This window comes from Dactylosporangium salmoneum (assembly GCF_039532525.1).
In the GTDB taxonomy this organism is placed as follows: Bacteria; Actinomycetota; Actinomycetes; order Mycobacteriales; family Micromonosporaceae; genus Dactylosporangium; species Dactylosporangium salmoneum.
On the sequence record NZ_BAAARV010000066.1, the window covers coordinates 126304 to 149339 of the forward strand.

General features: G+C 72.5%; 17 protein-coding genes and 1 pseudogene. 9 read left to right on the forward strand and 9 right to left on the reverse strand.

Annotated features, from left to right (window positions below; genetic code table 11):
* Positions 1-495: 495 nt before the first annotated feature.
* Positions 496-1899 (reverse strand): NAD(P)H-quinone dehydrogenase, encoded by a 1404-nt coding sequence (locus ABD352_RS33890; protein ID WP_344616601.1) that lies wholly within the window; start codon positions 1897-1899, stop codon positions 496-498.
* Between the two features lie 177 nt (positions 1900-2076).
* Between ABD352_RS33890 and ABD352_RS33895 the strand changes: the two genes are divergently transcribed.
* The gene (locus ABD352_RS33895) at positions 2077-2532 is read left to right on the forward strand and encodes a gamma-glutamylcyclotransferase family protein (protein WP_344616602.1); all 456 of its coding nucleotides are present in this window, start codon (positions 2077-2079) and stop codon (positions 2530-2532) included.
* A 541-nt stretch (positions 2533-3073) separates the two neighbouring features.
* On the opposite strand, the gene ABD352_RS33900 is transcribed toward ABD352_RS33895, so the two are convergent.
* The 4 genes from ABD352_RS33900 to ABD352_RS33915 form a co-directional block, all read right to left on the reverse strand.
* Positions 3074-3988 (reverse strand): GNAT family N-acetyltransferase, encoded by a 915-nt coding sequence (locus tag ABD352_RS33900; RefSeq protein ID WP_344616603.1) that lies wholly within the window; start codon positions 3986-3988, stop codon positions 3074-3076.
* Positions 3989-4022: 34 nt separating this feature from the next.
* Positions 4023-4772, reverse strand: coding sequence for an SCO6745 family protein (locus ABD352_RS33905; protein ID WP_344616629.1), 750 nt, complete (start codon positions 4770-4772; stop codon positions 4023-4025).
* A gap of 113 nt (positions 4773-4885) precedes the next feature.
* Positions 4886-5671, reverse strand: a complete 786-nt coding sequence (locus ABD352_RS33910) for a hypothetical protein (protein WP_344616604.1) — start codon at positions 5669-5671, stop codon at positions 4886-4888.
* Positions 5671-6303 (reverse strand): MBL fold metallo-hydrolase, encoded by a 633-nt coding sequence (locus ABD352_RS33915; protein WP_344616605.1) that lies wholly within the window; start codon positions 6301-6303, stop codon positions 5671-5673. The genes ABD352_RS33910 and ABD352_RS33915 overlap by 1 nt, the downstream gene beginning before the upstream one ends.
* A gap of 114 nt (positions 6304-6417) precedes the next feature.
* Between ABD352_RS33915 and ABD352_RS33920 the strand changes: the two genes are divergently transcribed.
* Positions 6418-7395 (forward strand): DUF4349 domain-containing protein, encoded by a 978-nt coding sequence (locus tag ABD352_RS33920; RefSeq protein ID WP_344616606.1) that lies wholly within the window; start codon positions 6418-6420, stop codon positions 7393-7395.
* Here ABD352_RS33920 and ABD352_RS33925 read toward each other — a convergent pair.
* Positions 7349-9559 carry a hypothetical protein gene (locus ABD352_RS33925; RefSeq protein WP_344616607.1) on the reverse strand — a complete coding sequence of 737 codons (2211 nt, stop codon included), beginning with the start codon at positions 9557-9559 and terminating at the stop codon, positions 7349-7351. The two genes, ABD352_RS33920 and ABD352_RS33925, sit on opposite strands and share 47 nt — an antisense overlap.
* 50 nt (positions 9560-9609) lie before the next feature.
* Positions 9610-11115: an amidohydrolase gene (locus ABD352_RS33930; protein WP_425553752.1), complete on the reverse strand. Its 1506-nt coding sequence runs from the start codon at positions 11113-11115 to the stop codon at positions 9610-9612.
* A gap of 676 nt (positions 11116-11791) precedes the next feature.
* Here ABD352_RS33930 and ABD352_RS33935 point away from each other — a divergent pair.
* The gene (locus ABD352_RS33935; protein ID WP_425553755.1) at positions 11792-13525 is read left to right on the forward strand and encodes a serine/threonine-protein kinase; all 1734 of its coding nucleotides are present in this window, start codon (positions 11792-11794) and stop codon (positions 13523-13525) included.
* A gap of 19 nt (positions 13526-13544) precedes the next feature.
* On the forward strand, positions 13545-15173 hold the full coding sequence (locus ABD352_RS33940) for a phospho-sugar mutase (protein WP_344616610.1): 1629 nt from the start codon (positions 13545-13547) through the stop codon (positions 15171-15173).
* 159 nt (positions 15174-15332) lie between these two features.
* On the opposite strand, the gene ABD352_RS33945 is transcribed toward ABD352_RS33940, so the two are convergent.
* Both ABD352_RS33945 and upp read right to left on the reverse strand, forming a co-directional pair.
* On the reverse strand, positions 15333-16244 hold the full coding sequence (locus tag ABD352_RS33945) for a glycoside hydrolase family 26 protein (protein WP_344616611.1): 912 nt from the start codon (positions 16242-16244) through the stop codon (positions 15333-15335).
* Positions 16245-16523: 279 nt separating this feature from the next.
* Positions 16524-17165, reverse strand: a complete 642-nt coding sequence (gene upp, locus ABD352_RS33950; RefSeq protein WP_344616612.1) for a uracil phosphoribosyltransferase — start codon at positions 17163-17165, stop codon at positions 16524-16526.
* Positions 17166-17190: 25 nt separating this feature from the next.
* Here upp and deoC point away from each other — a divergent pair, with 25 nt between their 5' ends.
* From deoC to ABD352_RS33975, 5 genes and pseudogenes are all read left to right on the forward strand, one after another.
* Positions 17191-18126 carry a deoxyribose-phosphate aldolase gene (gene deoC, locus ABD352_RS33955; protein ID WP_344616613.1) on the forward strand — a complete coding sequence of 312 codons (936 nt, stop codon included), beginning with the start codon at positions 17191-17193 and terminating at the stop codon, positions 18124-18126.
* 8 nt (positions 18127-18134) lie between these two features.
* Complete coding sequence (locus ABD352_RS33960) at positions 18135-19565, forward strand: aldehyde dehydrogenase family protein (RefSeq protein WP_344616614.1); 1431 nt, start codon at positions 18135-18137, stop codon at positions 19563-19565.
* Entirely contained in the window at positions 19555-20427 is an 873-nt protein-coding gene (locus ABD352_RS33965) for an aldehyde dehydrogenase family protein (protein ID WP_344616615.1), read from the forward strand. Before ABD352_RS33960 ends, ABD352_RS33965 begins: the two co-directional genes overlap by 11 nt.
* A gap of 159 nt (positions 20428-20586) precedes the next feature.
* A complete protein-coding gene (locus tag ABD352_RS33970; RefSeq protein WP_344616616.1) occupies positions 20587-21654 on the forward strand; it encodes a DNA primase in 1068 nt (355 codons plus the stop codon).
* A gap of 235 nt (positions 21655-21889) precedes the next feature.
* Positions 21890-23036 (forward strand): annotated as a pseudogene (locus ABD352_RS33975) (transposase); the annotation flags it as partial.

The window sequence follows — 23036 nt, forward strand, 5'->3', positions numbered from 1 at the left end:
TCTCCGCGTTCCCACCATCGGACGGCCTCAAGGGGGCTTCCGCACGCAGGTCCGGCTGCCCGCCGCCCGCCCGGTGAGGCGACGCGGCAAGCAGCCCGCTTTTCCGCGCTCTCCGCGTTCCCGCCATCGGACGGCCTCAAGGGGGCTTCCGCACGCAGGTCCGGCTGCCCGCCGCCCGCCCGGTGAGGCGACGCGGCAAGCAGCCCGCTTTTCCGCGCTCTCCCCGTTCCCACCATCGGACGGCCTCAAGGGGGCTTCCGCACCCAGGTCCGGCCGCCCGCCGCCCGCCCGGTGAGGCGACGCGGCAAGCAGCCCGCTTTTCCGCGCTCTCCCCGTTCCCACCATCGCACGGCCCCAAGGGGGCTTCCGCACCCAGGTCCGGCTGCCCGCCGCCCGCCCGGTGAGGCGACGCGGCAAGCAGCCCGCTTTTCCGCGCTCTCCGCGTTCCCACCATCGGACGGCCTCACCTGCGTGGACCGGGCCGCCGGCGGCGGGTCAGTCCTCCTCGTGCTGCATGAGCTGGCGGGCGGCCTCGGCGACCGAGCCGGAGATCGACGGGTAGATCGTGATGGTGTGGGCCAGCTGGTCGACGCTCAGGTGGTTCTCCACCGCCATCGCGATCGGCATGATGAGCTCGCTGGCCTTCGGGGCGACCACCACGCCGCCGACGACGAGGCCGGAGGCCGGGCGGCAGAAGATCTTGACGAAGCCGTCGTCCAGGCCGTCCATCTTGGCGCGGGCGTTGCCGGCCAGGGGCAGCATCACGGCGCGGGCCGGGACGCGGCCGCTGTCGATGTCGGACTGGGTGATGCCGACCGAGGCGAGCTCCGGGTCGGTGAAGACGTTGGCGGCCACGGTGCGCAGCTTCAGCGGGGCCACGGCCTCGCCCAGCGCGTGCCACATCGCGATGCGGCCCTGCATGGCGGCCACGCTGGCCAGCGGCAGCAGGCCGGTGCAGTCGCCGGCGGCGTAGATGCCGGGCACGTTCGTGCGCGAGACCCGGTCCACCGTCACGTAGCCGCCGGGGGCCACCTCGACGCCGTACTCGGTGAGGCCCAGGGCCTTGGTCTGCGGTACCGAACCCACGCACATCAGCACGTGGGAGCCCTCCACCGACCGCCCGTCGGCCAGCTCGACCACGACGCCGTCGGCGGTGCGGCGGGCGGCGGCGGCCCGGGAGTTGTTGAGGATCGTCATGCCGCGGGCGCGGAAGACCCGCTCGATCGCCATGGCGGCGTCGGGGTCCTCGTGCGGCATGACCCGGTCGCGGCTGGAGACGAGGGTCACGTCGACGCCCATGGCCAGGTACGCCGAGGCGAACTCGGCCCCGGTCACGCCCGAGCCGACCACGATGAGCTTCTCGGGGAGCTTCGGCAGGTCGTACACCTGGCGCCAGTCCAGGATTCGCTCGCCGTCCGGGGCCGCCGTCGACAGCACGCGGGGCGTCGCGCCGGTGGCGATCAACACCGTCGAGGCGGCAATCACATACGGAGCGTCACCGTCGGCCGGGGTCACCTGGACCGCGTGAGTGTGACCGAGCGTATCCTCGCCGAGGCGCGCAGTGCCCGTGACGAACTCGACGCCGGCCTTGACCAGTTTGGCGTGAATGTCGCCGGACTGGGCGTGCGCGAGCCGCTTGACCCGCTGGTGCACCGCCGGCCCGTCCACCCGCACGTCGGGCCCGGCAGGCCCGATCACCCCGAACACCTCGGTGTCGAGGTGCGCCGTGACCACCGACGAGCTGGCGATGAACGTCTTCGAGGGCACGCAGTCGTGCAGCACGCACGCCCCACCGGCCCCTTCGGCCTCGATCACGGTGACCTGGGCATCCAGCTGCGCCGCTACGAGCGCCGCCTCGTAGCCCGCCGGGCCACCTCCGATGATCACGATCCGGCCCACGCCAGCCACCCCTTCTCGGCTATCCGCAACCCATTCTCCCTCGTCCCGCCCAGCCGGTCGGACCCCACCCCGGCCTCACCCCATCCGAACGGTGTAGGCCGCGCCGACGAGTGGATCCGAATCCGACACGCACCGCAGTATTCTCTCGCGCACCCGGTCGGGTCTATCGTCATCGCCGTGCGTCATTACGCCGCGTATGGCTCGAACCTGGACCCTGCCCGCATGCGGGCCTACTGTCCGTACTCGCCGATGATCGGGACCGGCTGGCTCGAAGGCTGGCGGCTGACCTTCGCCGGGGAGGACGTGCTCGGCTGGGAAGGCTCCGTCACGACGATCGTCGAGTCGCCGGGCGACCGCGTCTTCGTGGCGCTCTACGACGTGCACCCCAACGACGAGAAGCAGCTCGACGAGGTCGAGGGCGCGCTGGCCGGCACCTACCGCAAGCTGCACCTGCGGGTGGCCACCCTGGACGGCGAAGAGACCGCCTGGGTGTACGTCTTCAACGGCTACGAGGGCGGCCTGCCCACCGCCTGGTACCTCGCCGAGATCGCCAACGCCGCCGCGAAGGCCGGCGCCCCGGCCGACTACCTGGAGGCGCTGCGCGCCCGCCCGACCAAGACGGCCATGCCCTAGTCGGCTGACCGACCCCGACCGCCGGACAGCCCCAGCGGGCCCACCCGGCCTCAGCCGACGACGGCCCCAGTCTGCGGACCGCCAAAACCTGGCGAAAACGCCCAGGCCTGCTCAAGCGACTGCCGGTCCACGCAAACCGGCATGAATAGCGGCTTACCGCCCAATCCCGGCGGACAGCCAGCCCCGGCCGGCGAACACCTCAGCCGACCCAACCCAGCCGCGGACCGCCCCAGCCGGGGACAGCCCAGCCAGCCAACCCAGCCGCGGACAGCCCGAGCCAGCTTCAGCCCGCAGCCAGCCCCAGCCGGACCAGCCCCGCCACGGACAGCGCCAGCCAGCTCCGCCCACGGACAGCCAGGCCCGGCCGGCGAACACCTCAGCCGACCCAACCCAGCCGCGGACAGCCCCAGCCGGCCAGCCCAACCGGGGACAGCCCAGCCGGCCAGCCCAACCGCGGACAGCCCGAGCCAGCTTCAGCCCGCGGACGGCCCCAGCCGGCCCAGCCCGCGCGGCCGGCCGGCAGCGCCTGGCTCGCGGCGGGCTAGTCCGCGGCGGCCACCACCCGCTCGTACACGTCGACCGCGAAGGCCACGCTCATCCCCACTCCGGTGTAGAGCGAATACGCCCCCGTCGGATTGGTGAGATCGACCCCCAGCCCGGCCGTCGTGCGCCCCTTCGCGGCATAGATGGAGAACGCCGTCCGCAACAGCGATCCCCCCACCCCGTGCTTGCGATGCTCCCGCAGCACGGCGAGGTTCTTCACCCAGGCCTCGCCCCGCTCGAGCCCCTGGTCGGAGGACTGCAGCACCCCAACGATCCGGTCGTCGACCTCGACCACGAGCCACTCGTCCGGGCTGCTCGCCGGCAGCGACGAGAGCCAGTCCTCGTAGGAGACCGGCTGGAAGTCGGGGGTGTCGGCGAAGGCCGCCTGGAACACCTCGTGGAACCGCCGCATCTCCGAGGCCCGCGCGACCCGGACCCCCTCCGCCGGTCGCTCCTGCCCAGTCAGCTCCCGGGTCATCCGCGCGTGCCGCTTGCGGAAGGCGAAGCCGCGCTCGACCAGCGCCTCCACGTAGGCGGTCTCGGAGGGCACCACGCCGGCCCGCAGCGTCACCTCGGCGTGGCCGGCCTCCCGGGCCCGCTCGGCCACCCGGGGCAGCGCCAGGTCGAGCAGCGTGCCGTGGGCGGCGACGCCGGGCATCGCGTAGACCTCGACGTTGTCCCGCGGGCCGCTGGCCGGATTGTCCAGGTAGGCCCAGGCCAGCGGCGCACCTTCGGGCCCGGAGGCCAGCCAGGAGTCCACCGACGGGTCGTGGTTGGGCGCCGTCAGGGTGGCGACCACCTCGTCCTCGGTCCAGTCCGGCTCCCCGAGGATCGCGATGTCACTGGCCCGCGTGACGGTCAGGATCGCGGCCACGTCCCGCAGCGCCACACCCCGAACCAGCAGCTCCTTCACGCCACAGACCCTAAACCCCCGGTACGACAGAAAATCACGACGGCAGCGCCTCCTTCACCGTCTGCACGGCCGCGTCGAGGAGGTTGACCAGCTCGGGCCGCTCGGTCGGGGCCAGCGCCCGGAAGGCCTCCCCGGCGATGCGGTCGGTGAGGGCCTCGGCCCAACTGCGGCGGCGCACCAGCGGCTCGAAGGGCGGGAAGGGCGGCTGCCACCCGAAGGCCGTGGCCTCGGCCTCGCCGTCCGGCCCGGAGATGATGGCCTCCAGCGGAGTCAGGCCACTGGCCCGGATCGCGAGCAGGTGCGCGGCGGCGCGGTGCTCGCGCAGCAGGTGGGCCAGGACGGCGGCGCGGGCGCCCGGGGAGTCGTCCGGCAGCGGCATCGCCCGCCAGGCCGCGAAGAGCGGCATCCCGGCCGTCTCGGCGCTGACCACCACCCGCTCGGACAGCTCGACCAGCTTCGGCAGGGCGTAGAAGCTCTCGAGGTGCTCCCGGCCCCACCGGCAGCACTCCTCGAGGTTGTCGGCGGCGATCTGCTCCGGCGGGGACACCTTGCGGGCGGCGTCCCAGCCGTCCTGCACCGCCTCCGGGGCGATGAAGCCCAGGGCTGCGGCCACGGTGTCGGCGCGCACCTCGCCCAGGGCGCCGCCCCGGCCGGCCACGTAGAACGCCCAGCCGGTGAGGCCGATCTGCCGGGCGCGCCGCATCGTCTTCGGGTCGTCGCTGAAGGCGCCGCCCAGGGCCAGCACCGCCTGCTTCGCCGCGGCGGCCGCCTGCTCGGGAGTCACCCGGCTCATTCTGCCGCCAACCTTGGATCACGGTGAAGGCACCCGTTCGAGGACTAACCGTGTGAGAGCGAGGACTAACCGTGTGAGAGCACAGACCGGCGGATCAGGGGAGGTCAACCAAGATCGGTCAGGGCGTCCTGAGCGAGCTTGACCCGCTTCTCGGCCTGCGCGATGGCCTTCGAGGCCGCGGCCACCGCCCGCTCGGCCTCCGCCTTGGCCGCCTCCGCGTCGGAGAGCTGCTGCAGGGCCGTCATCAGCTCCCGCCGCGCCTGCTTCACCGCCTGCGCGTGCTCCTCCTCGGCCCGCCGCCGCTCCTCCTCCCGGCGCCGCGCCTCGGCCCGCCGCTCCTTCTCCTGCGCGTCGGGCGTCGAGCGGATCGGGGTGACGGTGGCGGTGGAGCCGGTGCTGGAGCCTTGGACCAGCCGCAGGTTGGGCCGCGGGGTCTCCCCGAAGCCCGTGTACTCCAGGGCCTTGGTCAGGCGCCCCTGCCGTACCGCCGCGGCCACCTCCGCATCCGCGAGCGCCGCGGCGAAGGTCGCCTCCACCTCGGTCACCGGCAGGTTGCCCCGCCCCGGCCCGGCCAGCCGCACCGCCTCCCGGGCCAGCGCCGAGACGGTGGAGCGGCGGCGCACCGAGAGCTCGCGCAGGTCGGCCCCGCGCAGCTCGCGCTGGGCCGACCGCAGCTGCTCGGCCAGTTCGAGCAGGGAGGCCACGAGATCCGGTCGCTCGTGGGCCAGCCGGTTGACCAGCCAGGCCGCGACGGTCGGCTTGCGCAGCTTCCCGAGCGCCGCCGCGAGGCCGGTGTCCCGCGCCTGCCGGGCCTTGGCGACCTCTTCGCCCCGCAGCCGGATGAAGTCCTCGGGCGGGGCGGCGTAGAGACGGGCGATCACGTCGTCCATCAGATCGAGGTACCGGGGTCCAAGCGCTCGTAGTGCGTGCCTGACAGGCGCGTCATGTGGCCGGTCACCATCTGCTGGCCCGCGTCCACGAGCAGGCTGTCGTGCAGCGCGAAGGCCCGCTCCGGCTTGACCGCCCGGGCGAAGTCGATCGACTCGGACAGCTTGAGCCACGGCGCGGACACCGGCACGAACAGGGTCGCGACCTCCTCATCGGGCACGTGGAACGAGTCGCCCGGGTGGTAGATCGGGCCGTCGGGCGACTCGATGACGAAGCCGATGTTGACGATCCGCGGGATATCGGGGTGGATGATCGCGTGCTGGCCCCCGTGTGCCCGCACGGTCATGCCCGCGGCCACGAACTGGTCGCCCGGCGTCGCGGCGAAGATGTCCGCGTCGAGGTCGGTCATCTGCGCCTCGACGTCGGGGTGGGCGTGCACGGTCAGCGTGGGGCGGCGGGCGGCCGCGGCGCGCAGCCGGTCGACGTCGATGTGGTCCATGTGCTCGTGCGTGATGAGCACGGCATCGGCGCCCTCCAGCGCCTCGGGCTCGCTGAACACCCCGGGATCGATCACGAGCACCCCGCCGTCGTGCTCGAGCCGCAGGCAGGCGTGCGTGTACTTCGTGATGCGCATCCGGTGACCTCCTCGTGGCGAAACCGTGACCCGGACGGATGGAACCGGAACGCCGGCGGCCCGCGTCCGAGGTGGCAGTTCCGGGTTCCGGATCGACACTACCCAGGAGGCGTCATGTCAGTCAGGCGCACCGGCCTGTTGCCCGCGGCGGCGATGCTGGCACTGGCGGTGCTGGCGCTGGGCGGTTGCTCCGCCGAGAGCAGCGACAGCGCCAGCAGCAAGGCGGCGGCCCCCCAGCGGGGCACCGAGGCCAACGCGGCCGCCGGTGCCGGTCCAGCACTGGACGCACCCCAACAGCAGCAGCAGGATTCCGCCCAGCAGAAGGCCCCCCAGATCGCCGACGACCGCTCGATCATCTACTCCGGCACGATCACCCTGGAGGCGAAGAACGTCAACGACGCGGCGACCAGGGCGATCTCCTTCGCCACCGCGGCCGGCGGCTTCGTGGGCAGCGACAACCGTCAGATCGACGGCGACGGCTCGACCGCCACGCTGATCCTGCGGGTGCCGGCGGAGAAGTTCGACAGCACCCTGGATCAGGTCAAAACAATCGGCGAAGAGGAGAGCCGGCAGCTGTCCGCGCAGGACGTCACCGACCAGGTCGCCGACGTCGACTCGCGGCTCAAGACCGCGCAGGCGAGCGTGGCCCGCATCCGGGAGCTCATGGCGAAGGCGCAGACCATCGGCGAGATCACGTCGCTGGAGTCGGAGCTGTCCCGGCGCGAGTCCGACCTCGAGTCGCTGCAGGCCCGCAAGCGCCGCCTCGACGGGCTGACCGCGCTGTCCACCATCACCGTGGTCCTGCACGGCCCGCAGGCGCCCGTGGTGTCCAAGAAGGACACTGGCATCACGGTCGGCCTGCGCAACGGCTGGGGCGCCTTCGTGGCCTTCCTGCGCGTAGCGCTGACGGTGCTCGGCTGGCTGCTGCCATGGATCGTCTTCGTCGGGATCCCGGTCTATCTGCTGATCCGGCTCTGGCGGCGGCGGCGCACAACGCCCAGCAAACCGCCGGTTTCAGTCGTCGCCGAGGGGGCAGAGGCGGAGCCTACGCGGGCACCTGAGGCTCTGTCAGATCTGCCGTCAGCCCGCTGATCACCGCACCGAACTCCGGCCGCAGCTGGTAGCCGGAATGACCGTCAACCTTGGGGAACACCGTGTCGCCCGGCGGCATGTCGAACCCCGGCGGGTCGACGAGCCGCTCGTCACGAGCCGCCGCCGACGCCACCGGGCCGCCGATCGGATCGGTGTCGCGCCACAGGTTGACCCAACGGGGGGTGTGCTGGCCCAGCTCCTGCCGGGGCTGGGCCAGCACCGCGCCGACCTGCTCCAGCAGCGCGTCGCTGACGTAGGCGGGGAAGAACCGGGCGTACAGCCGCCGCAGCGGCGAACCGTAGGTCAGCAGCGCCGTGCGGGCCCGCGCCTCCGGCGGCAGCTGCAGGACCGTCGCGGCGGCGAGCACGCTGCCCTGGCTGTGCCCGGACAGGATGACCCCGCCCTGCTCGGCGGCGAGCCACGCGGCCCGGCGGGCCAGCTCCGGCACCGCCCGCTCGGCATAACAGGGCGGCGCGAGCGGATGCGCGGCCCGCGGCCAGAACGTGCCCAGGTCCCACAGCACCCCGACGATGCGCCGGAAACGCTGGTAGCGGTACGCGAGCACGCCCACGAGGACGAGCAGCACCGCCGAGAGGCCGATGAGGTACGTCCCGAGATTCACCGCGAACGAGATGACCTCGGCCGCCGGCGAGCCCGACGGGGCCAGCCGGATCGGGCGCCGCCCGGCCAGCGCGAAGCCGGTCGCGACCACGGCGGCGAGGGCGGCCGGGATGAACACCCAGACCAGCATCCGTCCGATGTGGTCGGTGACGCGCGCGTCGGCGACGGCGTGGTCGACGTGGCGGGCCTGCCCGGCATCGCGCCCGCGGCCGCCGGGAAAGTCGGCGTCGGTGACCGCCCGGGCGTTGCGGCGCAGCCGGCTCACCAGCGGCACCCCGCCGATCAGGGCCACCAGCACGACCAGCAGGAGCAGCAGCACGAAGCCGCCGGCGGCCCACTCGTAGGCGGCCGGCGGCTGCAGCGGATGCCAGTTCGCATAGTCCGGAGTGGACGGCCGGGAGCGCCGGTCGAGGTAGTCGGCGACCCGGTAGGACAGTCCGGCCGAGAACGCCGCTGCCACCCCGAGGCCGGCGCTGGCGATGAGCGGGCCGGCCAGCCCCTGCAGGTAGGTGCCGCGCGGGCGGCTGGCCAGCACCACGGCGCCGAGCACCAGCATGAGCACCACCTGCACCGCGAAGAGCCCGGTCACCGTGCCGCCGAGGACCGGCATCTTGCCGGTGGCCGGCCACGGGTCGCGGGCCAGCAGCGCGTAGCCGAGCACGAGCGCGGTGAGCGCGACGGAGAGGTGGCTCAGCAGCCGGGTGAACGGCCGCGCCCAGCGGGCCGGGTTGTCCCGGTCGACCACCGGGGTGACCGTCACCGCGACCACGCAGAGCACCAGGACGGCCGCGACCGCGACGGCGAGCGTGTAGCCCGCCGGGCCGTAGTCATGGTCGCGGTCGTGCGGCACGAGCACGCCGAGCAGGACCGCGTCCAGCGAGCCGTAGGCGAAGGCGATGTGGATCGAGCGCAACCGCCCGACCAGCGGCTTGCCGTTCCAGAAGCACGGGTGGGCGAGCCCGTCGCCGTCGCCCTCGGTCTGGGCGGGGAAGGCCTCGTACCGCACCCACGTTCGCCGCCCCAGGAACCACAGGAACGCGACGGCGAGGATCGGCAGCAGCGCGGCGAGGGCCAGCCGCCGGGAGGTGGTGGCGAAGAACCCGTCGGCGAAGAGCCCCAGCCACCAGCGGTCCTGCAGGCAGCGGGGCACGGCCGCGCACTGCCACCCGACGAGGTCCATCGAGATCTGGACGAAGGACAGCGCGAACGAGCCGGTCATGCTCAGGGCGTAGACGCGGGTCAGCGCGCGGATGACCGCCCGCGGGCCGGGCCGGGTGGCCGGGCGCAGCCACAGCGCCACGTTGGCGAGCATGAACGGCAGGAGCAGCAGCCACAGCGCGCGGGCGGCGGCACCGGCGGTGAGGTTGCCCCACCGGTACGCCTCCAGCATCGCCCCGCCGGGGCCGGTGACCGCGCCGTACTCGGCGCGCGGGCGGAAGAAGCCCGCGTCGGTGTCGCCGGCGACCCGGCGCAGCAGGGGTCGGTCCAGGACGTCCTCGGCCGGGGAGCCGGTGACGCCGTGCACACGCAGCTCGGTGACCACGCCTCCGGATTACCAGAGGCGCGTCGATCCCGCAGTCCGGAAACTTGCTGTTAGAAGGCGCCCGCCCCGAGCGCCGCGAGGGCGGTGTGCACCATGATCCGCACACCGTGGCCGATGGCCCGCTCGTCGACGTCGAACGAGGACTGGTGGATGTCGAACTTCGTCTCCGCGCCGGGCACCCCGACGCCGAGGCGGATCATCGAGCCGGGCACGCCGTCGAGGTAGAACGCGAAGTCCTCGCCGCCCATGCTGATCTCGGCCTCGACCACCCGGTCGGGGCCCAGCGCGGCGCCGGCCGCCCCGGCGATGATCGCGGTGGCCAGCCGGTCGTTGACCACCGGCGGGACGCCCCGGGTGTAGGTGACCTCGCACTCGGCACCGGTCGGCGCGATGACGTCGTGGACCAGCTTGGTGACGAGCTCGGGCACGTCGCGCCAGGCGTCGCGGGACAGGACGCGGATCGTACCGCGGGCAATCCCCTCGATCGGGATGGCGTTCGCGGCCTCGCCGGCCCGCACCGCGCCCCACACCATGGAGACCCCGGCGCGGGCGTCGAGCTTGCGGTCCAGCAGCGACGGCACGTCGACGAGGATGCGGCCGAGGGCGTGCACCAGGTCGGCGGTCAGGTGCGGGCGCGCGGTGTGCCCGCCCCGGCCGGTCAGCCGGACCTCAATCTTGTCGGCGGCCGCGGTGAACGGACCCGAGCGCACCCCGACCAGCCCGACGGGCAGCTGGGGCGCGCAGTGCAGCGCGAAGATGGCGGCGACGTCCTTGAGCCCGCCCGCGGCGATGACCTCGGGCGCGCCGGACGGCATGGTCTCCTCGGCCGGCTGGAACAGCAGGCGGACGCGGCCCGGCAGCTCGCCGCGCTCGGCCAGCTGGGCCAGGGCCAGCCCGACGCCGAGCAGGACGGTCGTGTGCACGTCGTGGCCGCAGGCGTGGCAGACGTTGTCGACCGTGGAGCGGTAGGGCACGTCCTTGGTGTCCGGTAGCGGCAGCGCGTCCAGGTCGGCCCGCAGCGCGATGACGCGCTCACCGTAGCCGATGTCGCACATCAGGCCGTTGCCCTTGGGCAGCATGCGGGGCGACAGCCCGGCCCGGGTGAGCTCGCGGGCGACCAGCGCGGCGGTCTCGAACTCCTGGCCGGACAGCTCCGGGTGCGCGTGAATATGACGCCGGATGGCTACGAGCTCGGCGCCGCGGGCGGCGAGCCAGCGGTCGAGCTGACCCGGTAGCGGATCGGCCCCGGGCGGGGTCTCGGGCCATCCTTCGGACAGTTGCTCGACCTTGGACGACCCGGACGACGTCAATCTGCCACCCGTCCGCGCCGTCGCGGCGGCGGCTTCGGGAAGCGTGAGCGCTCTCGTCACGGTGAGTTCTCTATTTCGGTCTAATGGAGCGGCCCGCCCCATGCGTGCCATGGACAGACTAACCGGGTCAAGGTGACGGAGCGCAACATCATTCTCGTGATGTTGATATAGCTGAGCGTCACTCAAACCCCCAGGAAGGCGCAAAGCAGCAGGCACGGCCGGGATGGCGGCTTCAGCCCCAGACACGTACCCCTCACCTCCTATAACGGGTGACTGGCGCCACGGTCACGTGCTGTCGCGATAACTTTTCGCAGCGGCGCCTACAGCGGAGTCGCCGCTGTTCCACGCACAGTGACGAGAGATGTCGCAGGGTGGCACGAACCCGAGACCCGGCGACACACCCCTCGTCCGACTATCGGCGAGCGGACTCGGAAATCCAGGAAACCTAGTTCGACGATGTTCCGGGCTCGTTTCCCGGCGTTTCCGTCACCTGTCCAGACGCTTCAGCCATCTGCCCAGGTTCCCTGGATGGACGAATTCAATCCCCTGTCCGTCCAGAGGGCGACAAGATCATCACGTTCGGTTGCCCGCGGGTCACGGTACGGTGAAGGGGCGGACCCCACCTTTCTTAACCGAGCACGAGCACGCAAGATAGTGGGGCAAGAAGTCAACCTTCCCCTCCCGTGACGGTTTACTGCCTGTGACTCAGCTTCCGACGTGGCATGGCGAGCCCCAGCCACCCACCGGTGCTCTGGCCTCGGCCGGAGCCGGGCGCGATCCTGCGCGCGGCCCCGACACAACCTCTAACGCCCCCACCCGCGAGCCGGGCTCGACCTCGCCTCCGGTGCCGGGGCAGCGCGCCGCACCCGGAGTGGTGATCGGCGGGCGCTACGCGCTGCGCACCGCCATCGGACACGGCGGCATGGGCACCGTGTGGCGCGCCAGCGACACGCTGCTGCGCCGCGACGTGGCCGTCAAGGAGGTGATCCTCCCGCCCGGACTGGCCCCCAGCGACCGCGACTCGATGTACCAGCGGACCCTGCGCGAGGCCCGGGCGGCGGCGGCGCTGTCGCACCCGTCGGTCGTGCAGGTGTACGACGTCGTCACCGAGGCCGGCCGGCCGTGGATCGTCATGGAGCTGCTGCAGGCCCGCAGCCTCGCCGAGATGATCGTCGAGGACGGGCCGCTGGCCGCCCGGGCGGTGGCCAAGATCGGCATCGCGCTGCTGGGCGCGCTCGAGGTGGCCCACGCCGCCGGCGTGCTGCACCGCGACGTGAAGCCGGCCAACGTGCTCATCAGCGGCGACGGCCGGTGCGTGCTCACCGACTTCGGTGTGGCCCGGATGCCCACCGACAGCGAGCTGACCACGCCCGGCATGGTGCTCGGCTCGCCGCACTTCATCTCCCCCGAGCGGGCGATCGGCGCCAAGTTCGGCCCGCCGAGCGACCTGTTCTCGCTGGGCGTCACGCTCTACACCGCGGTCGAGGGGCGCCCGCCCTTCGACAAGCGCGACCCGTTCGAGACCATGCGGGCCGTCGTCGAGGAGCCGCCCGCGCAGTCGATGCGCGCCGGGCCGCTCGCCGGCGTGCTCTACGGGCTGCTGGAGAAGGACCCGAACCGGCGCTGGAACATCGACACCGCCCGGGCCGTGCTGCGCGACCTGCTCGCCGGCCCGCTGGCCAGCAACGCCCCGGCGCACATGACCGACCCCTACGCGGTGGTCCGGCCGGTCCACCAGCCGACGATGGTCCACCCGCAGCAGCAACAGCAGCCGTCCGGCCAGATCGGCGGCCGGGCCATGATGGCCCCCGGCGAGACGGTCAGCGGCGCGCTGCGGCGCATGCACTCCGACGCCCCCGCCGCCAACGCGCCGACCACCAGCGTGCCGGCGGCCGAGCTGGAGCGCACCGGCGCCGACCAGTACAACGCGTACGCGCCCGAGTACACCCAGGACGACTGGACCCAGGGCCCGCCCGCCCCGCCGGCCAAGCCCGGCACCGGCGACCTCGCCCGGCAGTTCGCGGGCAAGGCCAAGGCGCTGCCGACCTGGGCCAAGGTGGCCGTCGCGGCCGGGCTCGTCGTGGTGCTGTTCGTGGGCATCGGCGCGGCGACCGGGATGTTCTCCGGCGGCGGCGAGCAGGCCCAGAAGCCGACCGGCACCGCCTCCAGCGAACCGGCCAAGCCGGTCTTCGAGGTAGAGGCGTTCACGCACCCGGGCGGCATCACGGTCAACGTGCCCAAGGGCTGGAAGCAGACCAAGCAGGGCAAGGCCGACGCGCCGTACTTCGACATCACCGACCCGGCCGACGCCAACCGGCGCATCCGGATCAACGTCGAGAAGGCCTCGGCCAACCCGCGGACCTTCCTCGAGCAGGCCGAGAACCGGCTCAAGTCCACGGCCGCGAGCTGCGAGCCGCCGTACGCCCACGTCAACATGAGCGACAACAAGCTCGACGGGCAGGCGGGGGCGGTGCTGGAGTACACCTGCGGCTCCGGCGACCACCTGCGCCACGCGCTGTGGAACGCGGTCGTGGTCGGCGGCAAGGCGTACCACTTCTTCGTCACCGTGCCCGACACGCGCTTCGCCGAGAGCAAGGCGATCTTCGACGAGATGGTCACCTCCTTCAAGCTGACTCCCCCGTCGACGGGTCCCTGAGCCGTGTTATGAAGGGCAGATGACCTCCACGGAGCGGGATCTGGCCCTTCGCACGGCAGCTGAGGCGTGGATCGCTGACGACCCCGACCCGGCCAGCCAGGACGAGCTGCGCTCCGTGCTCGGCAACCCCGGCGAGCTGGCCGACCGGTTCGCCGGGCCGCTGCAGTTCGGCACCGCCGGGCTGCGGGGCCCGCTGCGGGCCGGCCCCAACGGGATGAACCTCGCCGTGGTGCGGGGCGCCGCGGCGGGCCTGGTGCGCTGGCTCGCCGAGCAGCCCGGGGCCGCCGACCGGCCGTTGGTCATCGGGTACGACGCCCGGCACGGCTCGCACGCCTTCGCGGTCGAGACCGCCCGGGTGGCCACCGGCGCCGGCCGCCGCGCGCTGCTCATGCCGCGCCCCCTGCCCACCCCGGTGCTCGCCTACGCGGTGCGCCGCCACGGCGCCGCGGCCGGCGTGATGGTCACCGCGAGCCACAACCCTCCGCAGGACAACGGCTACAAGGTGTACCTCGCCGACGGCGCCCAGCTGGTCCCGCCGGCCGACGCCGAGATCGAGCGGGCCATCCGTGGCGTCGGGCCGCTCCTCGACGTGCCGCTGGGCGGTGACGGTGAGGTGCTCGACGAGGCGATCGTCGGCGAGTACGTCGACGCCGCCCTCGGCGTGCTCGACCCCGAGGTGCCGCGCGAGCTCGCCGTCGCCTACACGCCCATGCACGGCGTCGGCCGGGACGTGCTCGTCGCCACCCTGGAGGCGGCCGGCTACGGCTCCCCGTTCGTCGTGGCCGAGCAGGCCGAGCCCGACCCGGACTTCCCCACCGTCGCGTTTCCCAACCCGGAGGAGCCCGGCGCGATGGACCGCCTGCTCGCGCTGGCCGACCGGGAGGGCGCCGACATCGCGATCGCCAACGACCCCGACGCCGACCGGTGCGCGGTCGCCTTCCGCCGCGAGGGGGTGTGGCGGCAGCTGCGCGGCGACGAGGTCGGGGTGCTGCTCGCCGACCACCTCATGCGGCGCGGGGTGCACGGCCGCTACGCCACCACCATCGTCTCCTCCAGCCTGCTGTCGCGGATGTGCGAGGAGCGCGGGCTGCCGTACGGCGAAACCCTGACCGGCTTCAAGTGGATCGTGCGGGCCGGGGACGACCTGGTGTACGGCTACGAGGAGGCCCTCGGCTACTGCGTCGCCCCGGAGATGGTGCGCGACAAGGACGGCATCACCGCCGCGCTGCTCGTGTGCGAGCTCGCCGCCGGGCTGCGCTCCGAGCTGCGCACGCTGGGCGACCGGCTCGACGAGCTGGCGCTGCAGTACGGGGTGCACGCCACCGACCAGCTCTCGGTGCGGGTCGAGGACCTCGGCGAGATCGCCGAGGCGATGGCCACGATCCGCGCCCGGCCGCCGGTGGAGCTGCTCGACGAGCCGGTGCGCGCGATCGAGGACCGCCTGCCCGAGGCGGACGTGCTGATCCTGCGGGCCGGCACGACGCGGGTCGTGGTGCGCCCCTCCGGGACGGAGCCGAAGCTGAAGGCGTACCTCGAGGTGGTCGAGCCGGTGGTGGACAGTTCGGACCTGGCGGGGGCGCGGGAGCGCGCCGCGGCGGCGCTGGCCGCCCTGCGCGCGGAGACCGCGACCGCCCTCGGCCTGGAGTGAGGTCCGAATCACGCTGGTTGTCCGAAATGTCGGGCGCTGCCGCACCACGACATTTCGAACTTTTCCCCCGTCAGGCGACGAGCCGCCTGACAGGGTATAAATCCGATAAGTCGTGGCGCGCCAGCGCCCGACTTGTCGCCTACAAGCCAGACGGCCGCTTCAGAGCGTCACCGAGAACAGGCCGGAGTCGGCCAGCTTGCGGAACTCGCTCAGCGCGGGCTGCGACGAGTCCGGCCGCGTGTCGCCCTTCGGCGCGTTCGGCGAGTCGAAGTACACCAGCGCCCGAATCGCCGGGAACCGCCCGATCTGCTGGGCCACCGTCGAGTAGATCCAGGCCTTCCGGGCCGGGTCGGCCGTGTGCTCGTACACCCCCCACTCGGCCACCATCAGCGGCTTGTTGCCGTGCTCGCGGGTCACCCAGGTGTAGAAGCCGGGCCAGCGGTCCGGATCGGAGGTGTGGTCGACGAGGTAGCTGAAGTCGCCGAAGCCGTAGCCGCCGGGCTTGGCGAAGAGGTACGGGTCCATGCCGATCCAGTCCACGACGTCGTCGCCCGGGTAGAGGTCGGCGAACCAGTCCTTCACGCACCACGGCTCGTAGGCCATGTACACGAGCACGAACACGACGTTGCGCACCCCGTCGGCCCGCAGCCGCTGCACCGTGTGACGGAACATGGCGGCGTAGTCGCGCGCGGTCATCCCGCCGCCGGCGCGCACGTCGTTCTCCGGCTCGTGGTGCAGCGCGAGGAACATCGTGCCGGGGAACGCCTTCAGCCGGGCGGCCTCGCGGTCGATCCGCGTGTCCTGGTTCCCCTCGGCGACGTCGGCCCAGGTGGTGTTCCAGGCGACCTTCCAGTTGGCGAACAAGATCCGTTTTCTTGGCTGCCGTACCGCGGAAATCTCCTCGGCGGTCGGGAAGACCTCGTCGCCGCGATGGTAGGAGTGCAGGATGTCGGCCGGGCGGCCCGTGGTGCCCTCGAAGTTGCGCAGCGCCTGGCCCGGCGTGAGCGTGGTGAACGCGCCGGGCGCGACGCCCCAGAGCAGCCCGCACGTCGGCACCAGCTTGGTGTCCACGACACACGGCTTCTTCTGCTCCGGCGCCTTGGTTCTGGGTTGCGCAACGCCGGCGGGCGCCCGACCCAAGTGAGCGATGCCGACGGGCTGGGGCGCGGACGGCTCCAGCGCTGTCGAGGCGATGGCGCCGGACGCCGCCAGGGCCATGACGGCCGTCGCGGCCACAAGCAGTTGCTTTCGGTACCTCATCGCGGGCCAACGTAAGCCCGGCCCCGTTCACCCCTTCAAGCCCGAGGCTGCCGTAATCCCTCGTTACGGCGACCTTTCTTAAGGCGGATTTTAAGAATCGCCGAAGCGGGGCATGCCGCCGAACTGCCGGTCGCCGGCGTCGCCGAGGCCCGGGACGATGAACTTGTGCTCGTTGAGCCGTTCGTCGATGGCCGCGGTGACCAGGCGCATCGGCAGGCCCGAGTTGGCCAGCCGCTCGATGCCGGCGGGGGCGGCCAGCACGCACAGCACGGTGATGTCGCTCGCACCGCGGTCGACCAGCAGCCGCACGCAGTGCTCCAGCGAGCCGCCGGTGGCCAGCATCGGGTCGAGGACCAGCACCGGGATGCCGGACAGGTCGCGCGGCAGCGACTCCATGTAGGCGCGCGGCTCGTAGGTGAGCTCGTCGCGCGCCAGCCCCACGAAGCCCATCGAGGACTCCGGCAGCAGCGCCAGGGCCGAGTCGGCCATGCCCAGGCCGGCCCGTAGCACCGGCACCAGCAGCGGCGGGTTGGCCAGCCGCGTGCCCTCGGTCGTCGCGACCGGCGTCTTCACGGGGAACTGCTCGGTGGCGAAAGACCGGGCGGCCTCGTACACCAGCATCGTCGTGAGCTCGTGCAACGCGGCGCGGAACGCCCCGTTGTCGGTGCGCTCGTCACGCATCGCGGTCAGCCGCGACTTGGCCAGGGGGTGATCCACCACGAGTACGTCCACGAACGGACAGCCTAATATTTGGGACATGACCCTCACCGCCGAGGTCGCGCGCTCACAAGGCGCCTTGCGAACCTTCCTCCACGGCCTCCCGGGAGTCGACCAGGTCGGCGCCGAGCAGCGCGCCGCCATGCTGGGCACCCGCTCGATCAAGACAACCGCCAAGGCCCAGGCCCTCGACCTGGCCATCCGCATGGTCGACCTGACCACGCTGGAGGGCTCGGACACGCCCGGCAAGGTGCGGGCGCTGTGCGCCAAGGCGGTCCGCCCGGACCCGGCCGACGGCACCTGCCCGAGCGCCGCCGCCGTGTGCGTCTACCCCGCGATGATCGGCGTGGCCGCCGAGGCGCTGCGGGGCACAGGCGTCCACCTGGCCAGCGTGGCCACCGCCTTCCCGTCCGGGCAGGCGCCGATGGCGGTCAAGCTGGCCGACACGAAGGCCGCGGTGGCCGACGGGGCCGACGAGATCGACATGGTGATCTCCCGCGGCGCGTTCCTGGCCGGCCGGTACGCGGAGGTGCACGACGAGATCGCGGCGGTCAAGCAGGCCTGCGGCGACGCCCACCTCAAGGTCATCCTGGAGACCGGCGAGCTGGCCACCCTCGACAACGTGCGCCGCGCCTCGTGGCTGGCCATGCTGGCCGGCGCCGACTTCATCAAGACCTCCACCGGCAAGGTGCAGCCCGCGGCCACGCTGCCGGTGACGTTGGTCATGCTGGAGGCGGTGCGCGACTTCCGGGCCGAGACCGGGCGGATCGTCGGCGTGAAGCCGGCCGGGGGCATTCGAACCGCCAAGGACGCCATCAAGTACCTCGTGCTGGTCAACGAGACCGCGGGGCCGGACTGGCTGGACCCGGACCTGTTCCGCTTCGGCGCCTCCACGCTGCTCAACGACCTGCTCATGCAGCGCACCAAGCTCGCCACCGGCCATTACAGCGGCCCCGACTACTTCACCCTGGACTGAGGCAGGCCATGGACTTCTCATACGCGCCGGCGCCCGAGTCCCGCTCGATCGTCGACATCCGCTCGTCGTACGGGCTGTTCATCGGCGGCGAGTTCGTCGACGGCAAGGGCGAGCCGTTCAAGTCGATCAACCCCGCCAGCGAGGAGCAGCTGGCCGAGGTGGCCTGCGCCGACGCCGCCGACGTCGACGCCGCGGTGAGCGCCGCCCGGCACGCCTACGACACCGTCTGGGGGCCGATGCCGGGGCGGGAGCGGGCGAAGTACCTCTTCCGCATCGCCCGGATCATCCAGGAGCGCTCCCGCGAGCTCGCGGTGCTCGAGTCGCTGGACAACGGCAAGCCGATCCGCGAGTCGCGGGACGTGGACCTGCCGCTGGTGGCCGCGCACTTCTTCTACTACGCGGGGTGGGCCGACAAGCTGCCGTACGCCGGCTTCGGCCCCGACCCCCGCCCGCTCGGCGTGGCCGGCCAGGTCATCCCGTGGAACTTCCCGCTGCTGATGCTGGCCTGGAAGATCGCCCCGGCGCTGGCCGCCGGCAACACGGTGGTGCTCAAGCCGGCCGAGACCACGCCGCTGACCGCGCTGCTGTTCGCCGAGATCTGCCGCCAGGCCGACCTGCCGCCCGGGGTGGTGAACATCATCACCGGCGCCGGGGAGACCGGGCGCCTGCTCGTCGAGCACCCGGGGGTCGACAAGGTCGCATTCACCGGCTCGACCGAGGTCGGCCGGGCCATCGCCCGCTCGGTGGCCGGCACGAGCAAGCGGCTCACGCTCGAGCTCGGCGGCAAGGCGGCCAACATCGTCTTCGACGACGCACCGCTGGACCAGGCGGTCGAGGGCGTCGTCAACGGCATCTTCTTCAACCAGGGCCACGTGTGCTGCGCCGGCTCCCGGCTGCTGCTGCAGGAGTCGGTGGCCGAGGAGTTCCTGGCCGCCCTCAAGCGGCGCATGGCCCAGCTGCGCGTCGGCGACCCGCTGGACAAGAACACCGACGTGGGCGCGATCAACTCGGCCGCCCAGCTGGTCCGCATCCGCGAGCTGTCGCAGGTCGGCGAGCAGGAGGGCGCCGAGCGCTGGTCGGCGCCGTGCGAGCTGCCCGAGCGCGGGTTCTGGTTCGCCCCGACGATCTTCACGGGGGTGACCCAGGCCCACCGGATCGCCCGCGAGGAGATCTTCGGGCCGGTGCTGTCGGTGCTGACGTTCCGCACGCCGGACGAGGCCGTGGAGAAGGCCAACAACACGCCGTACGGGCTGTCGGCCGGCGTGTGGACCGAGAAGGGCTCCCGGATCCTGCAGATCGCCGACCGGCTGCGGGCCGGGGTCGTCTGGGCCAACACGTTCAACAAGTTCGACCCGACCTCGCCGTTCGGCGGGTACAAGGAGTCGGGCTACGGCCGCGAGGGTGGCCGCCACGGGCTGGAGGCCTACCTTGACCACTGAGTCCCAGCGCCTGACGGTCCGGAAAACCTACAAGTTGTACGTCGGCGGCGCATTCCCCCGCAGCGAGTCCGGGAGGTCCTACCAGGTGCACTCGGCCTCCGGCGACTTTCTCGCCAATGCCGCGCTCGGCTCCCGCAAGGACGTCCGCGACGCCGTGAAGGCGGCCCGGTCGGCGGTGGCCAAGTGGTCCGGCGCCACCGCCTACAACCGCGGGCAGATCCTCTACCGGGTCGCCGAGATGCTCGAGGGCCGGCGCGGGCAGTTCGCCGTGGAAGTTTCCGAGGCCGAGGGCCTGCCGCCGGCCGAGGCGGCCGCGCTCGTCGACGCCGCCGTGGACCGCTGGGTCTGGTACGCCGGCTGGTCGGACAAGCTGGCCCAGGTGCACGGCGGGGCCAACCCCGTCGCCGGGCCGTACTTCAACCTCTCCTCCCCCGAGCCCACCGGCGTGGTCGGGATCGTCGCGCCGGCCGGGTCGTCGCTGCTGGGGCTGGTGAGCGTGATCGCTCCGGCCATCGTGACCGGGAACACGGTCGTCGTGCTCGCCTCGACCGACCGGCCGCTGCCGGCGGTGACGCTGGGCGAGGTACTGGCGACGTCCGACCTGCCCGGCGGGGTGGTGAACCTGCTCACCGGCTCGGTCGCCGAGATGGCGCCGTGGCTCGCGGCCCACATGGACGTCAACGCCGTCGACCTCACCGGTGTGACGGACCCCACACTCGCGCGGGAGCTCGAGGTCGCCGCCGCGGAAAACCTGAAGCGGGTGATCCGCCCGAGCGATCCGGACTGGCAGGCCGACCCCGGCCTCGGCCGGATGCTCTCGCTGCTGGAGATCAAGACGGTCTGGCACCCCAAGGGGGTCTGACCGCCGCAGAGCGGGCACACTAGGGTGTTTTGTGCGCGAGGCCACACCACGCCCTAGTGTGCCCGCACGCCGAGCCCGACTACGGAGGTCACAGTGGCCCGCCAGTCTTCCCAGTCTTCCCGGTCCGCGTCGTCGCGACCGGCCAAGAAGGCCGAGCAGGTGGAGGAAGAGGTCGACGCCCTCGACGCCGTCGAGGATGTCGACGCCGATGACGCCGATGACGCCGAGGTCGAGGCCGACCTCGACGACGACGCCGACTTCGACGAGGAGGACGGCGGCAGCGAGCGCTCGGCCCAGGCCGACGCGATGTGGTCCGACGTCAAGATCGAGCCCGTCGAGATCGCGCTGCCCAAGGGCGTCGGCTACACGCTGCGCGCCTACCGCCTGTCGACCGAGCTGACCCCGACCGAGGTGGAAGAGGAGGAGGACGAGTTCGCGGTCCTCCACCGCCGCGCGGCCGAGGACGAGGACGACGATCGCGTCGTGATCCTCGAGAACGCCGAGCTGTTCGAGGACGAGCCCGAGCCGGTCGCCACCGAGCCTGCCGCGAAGAAGCGCAAGAAGACCGCGGACAAGGACGACGACGCGGACGAGGCCGACGAGGTCGACAAGCCGAAGGCTTCCGACAAGTCCGAAGAGTCGGACGAGGACGAAGAGCCGGACGAGGACGAGGAGTCCGACGAGGCCGAGGACGCCGAAGACGAAGAGGACGAGGAAGAAGAAGAGGAAGAGGAGGAGCCCGAGGAGGTTCCCGCGTTCCTCAGCCACCGCGGCAAGCTCCTGCTCTTCCGCAGCGTCGAGGGCCTCGTCGAGTTCGTGAAGTCCGACGCCGAGCACGACATGGTCCAGCTCGACACCTGGTCGAGCCTCCAGTCCCGGATCACCGCCTCGGCGGTCGTGCCCACCGAGGAGAACCGCTACGAGCTCGACCTCGTGGTCGAGAACCTCCGCGGCGGCCAGGACGCGTGGGACACCGATCTGCTCCTCGCCGCCGGCGAGGCCGCGCGTGACCTTGCTTACGCTCTGCGGCTCGAGCCGGTCCGCACCGCGCTCAACGCCGGCTCGCCCCTCGACGACCTCGACGAGGGCCTCCGAGCTGCGGCGGCGGGCGGTGTCAGCGGCTTCTTCGCCAAGCGCCGGCTGAAGAAAATCGGGGCACAACAGGCGGCCCTGGGTTGGCGCACGATTATTGGCAAGATTTCTGCCGCCGTGGACTGGCGTGATTGATTTGTGACCGACAGGATCTAAGCCGTGGGCATTTGGGCACGGCGGGCCCGACCCGGCCCCTAGCCGGACGGGTGGCGGCGGGGATCGACGATCAGTCAGCGCGGCATTCAGCCGAAACGGCGGATCGCGTCACCGGCCGTCAACCTGTTCACTAGAGGACGTTCAGTTTGACCTGCGGTAACACGTCGGCGAGGAGCCGGGACACTCCCCGCCGACGTGATGAGAGCTCAACTCGATGTCTCGAGAGGAGGACGACGCGGTGGCGCTCGTTCGGGTGTACTGCGGTCTGGCGTCGGCTGACCCCGCCGGACAGCAGTCGGGTTCCGACATCTGGTTGACCGTCGCGGTCGTCGACGACGCCGGCCGACTCATCGACATCTGCGAGGTGAGTGACGACGCCGGCGGCTACGCCGAGCTCAGCGCGTTGCTCGCGCAGCGCTCCGGCGGCACCTCCGCCGTGGCGGTCGCGGCCGAGAGCGACGATCACGTCGTCACCCAGCTGCTCACCGCGGCCGGCCGGAACCTCGCCTTCACCGACGACGACTCGGCCGACGACTACGCCGAGCGCTTCGCCGACGACGAGTCCCCCGAGGAGATCCAGTCCAACGCGGCCGAGCGCCGCGCGGTCGGCCTCGCCCGGGCGCTGCAGGCCGGCGTGCTCTCCGCCGTCGGCCAGAGCCCGCCGCGCGACATGCTGCCGCTCAAGCCGGTGCTCGCCGCGCACGCCGCCGTCGTCTCCGGCCGGCAGAGCGCCGCGGCCACGCTGCGCGAGGTCCTCCGCGAGCTCTACCCGGCCGCCCTGCGGGCCTATCCGGACCCGGCCGAGACCATCCCGCTGGCCATCCTCGACGCGCTGCCCGAGCCGGGCATCCTCGGCGGCGGCGCCAACGGCCGCAAGGGCGACGCGGCCGTTGTGGCCGACCTGGCCCGGGCCGGGGTCGCCGACGCCGACACGCTGGGCGAGGCCATCACCGCCCTGCGGGTCGCCATCGCCGAGACCCCCCGCCGCACCGGCGTCAACCGGGTCGTGAACAGCGCCATCGCCGAGACCATCCGGCAGTCGGTGGCCGCCGTGCGGGCCAGCGACGCCGCGGCCGCCGCCCTGGTCGCCGTGCTCGCCGACAAGATGAGCCCGGCCGTGCCGCGCGGTGGTCGCCAGCGCCCCTCCACGCCGCTGAGCCCCTCCACGCCGCTGAGCCCCTCCACGCCGCTGAGCCCGGCCGCGACGATCGGCCAGCCGCTGCAGCCCGTCCCGCCGATCGCGCCCATCACCGCGCCGCTCGCGCCGGCCACGCCGCTGCGCCCGGCCGCGGCCGCCCAGGACGGCCTGCCGTCCCGCTCGCGCGCCGCGTCGGCGGCCTCCAACGCCCGCCCGGCCGCCT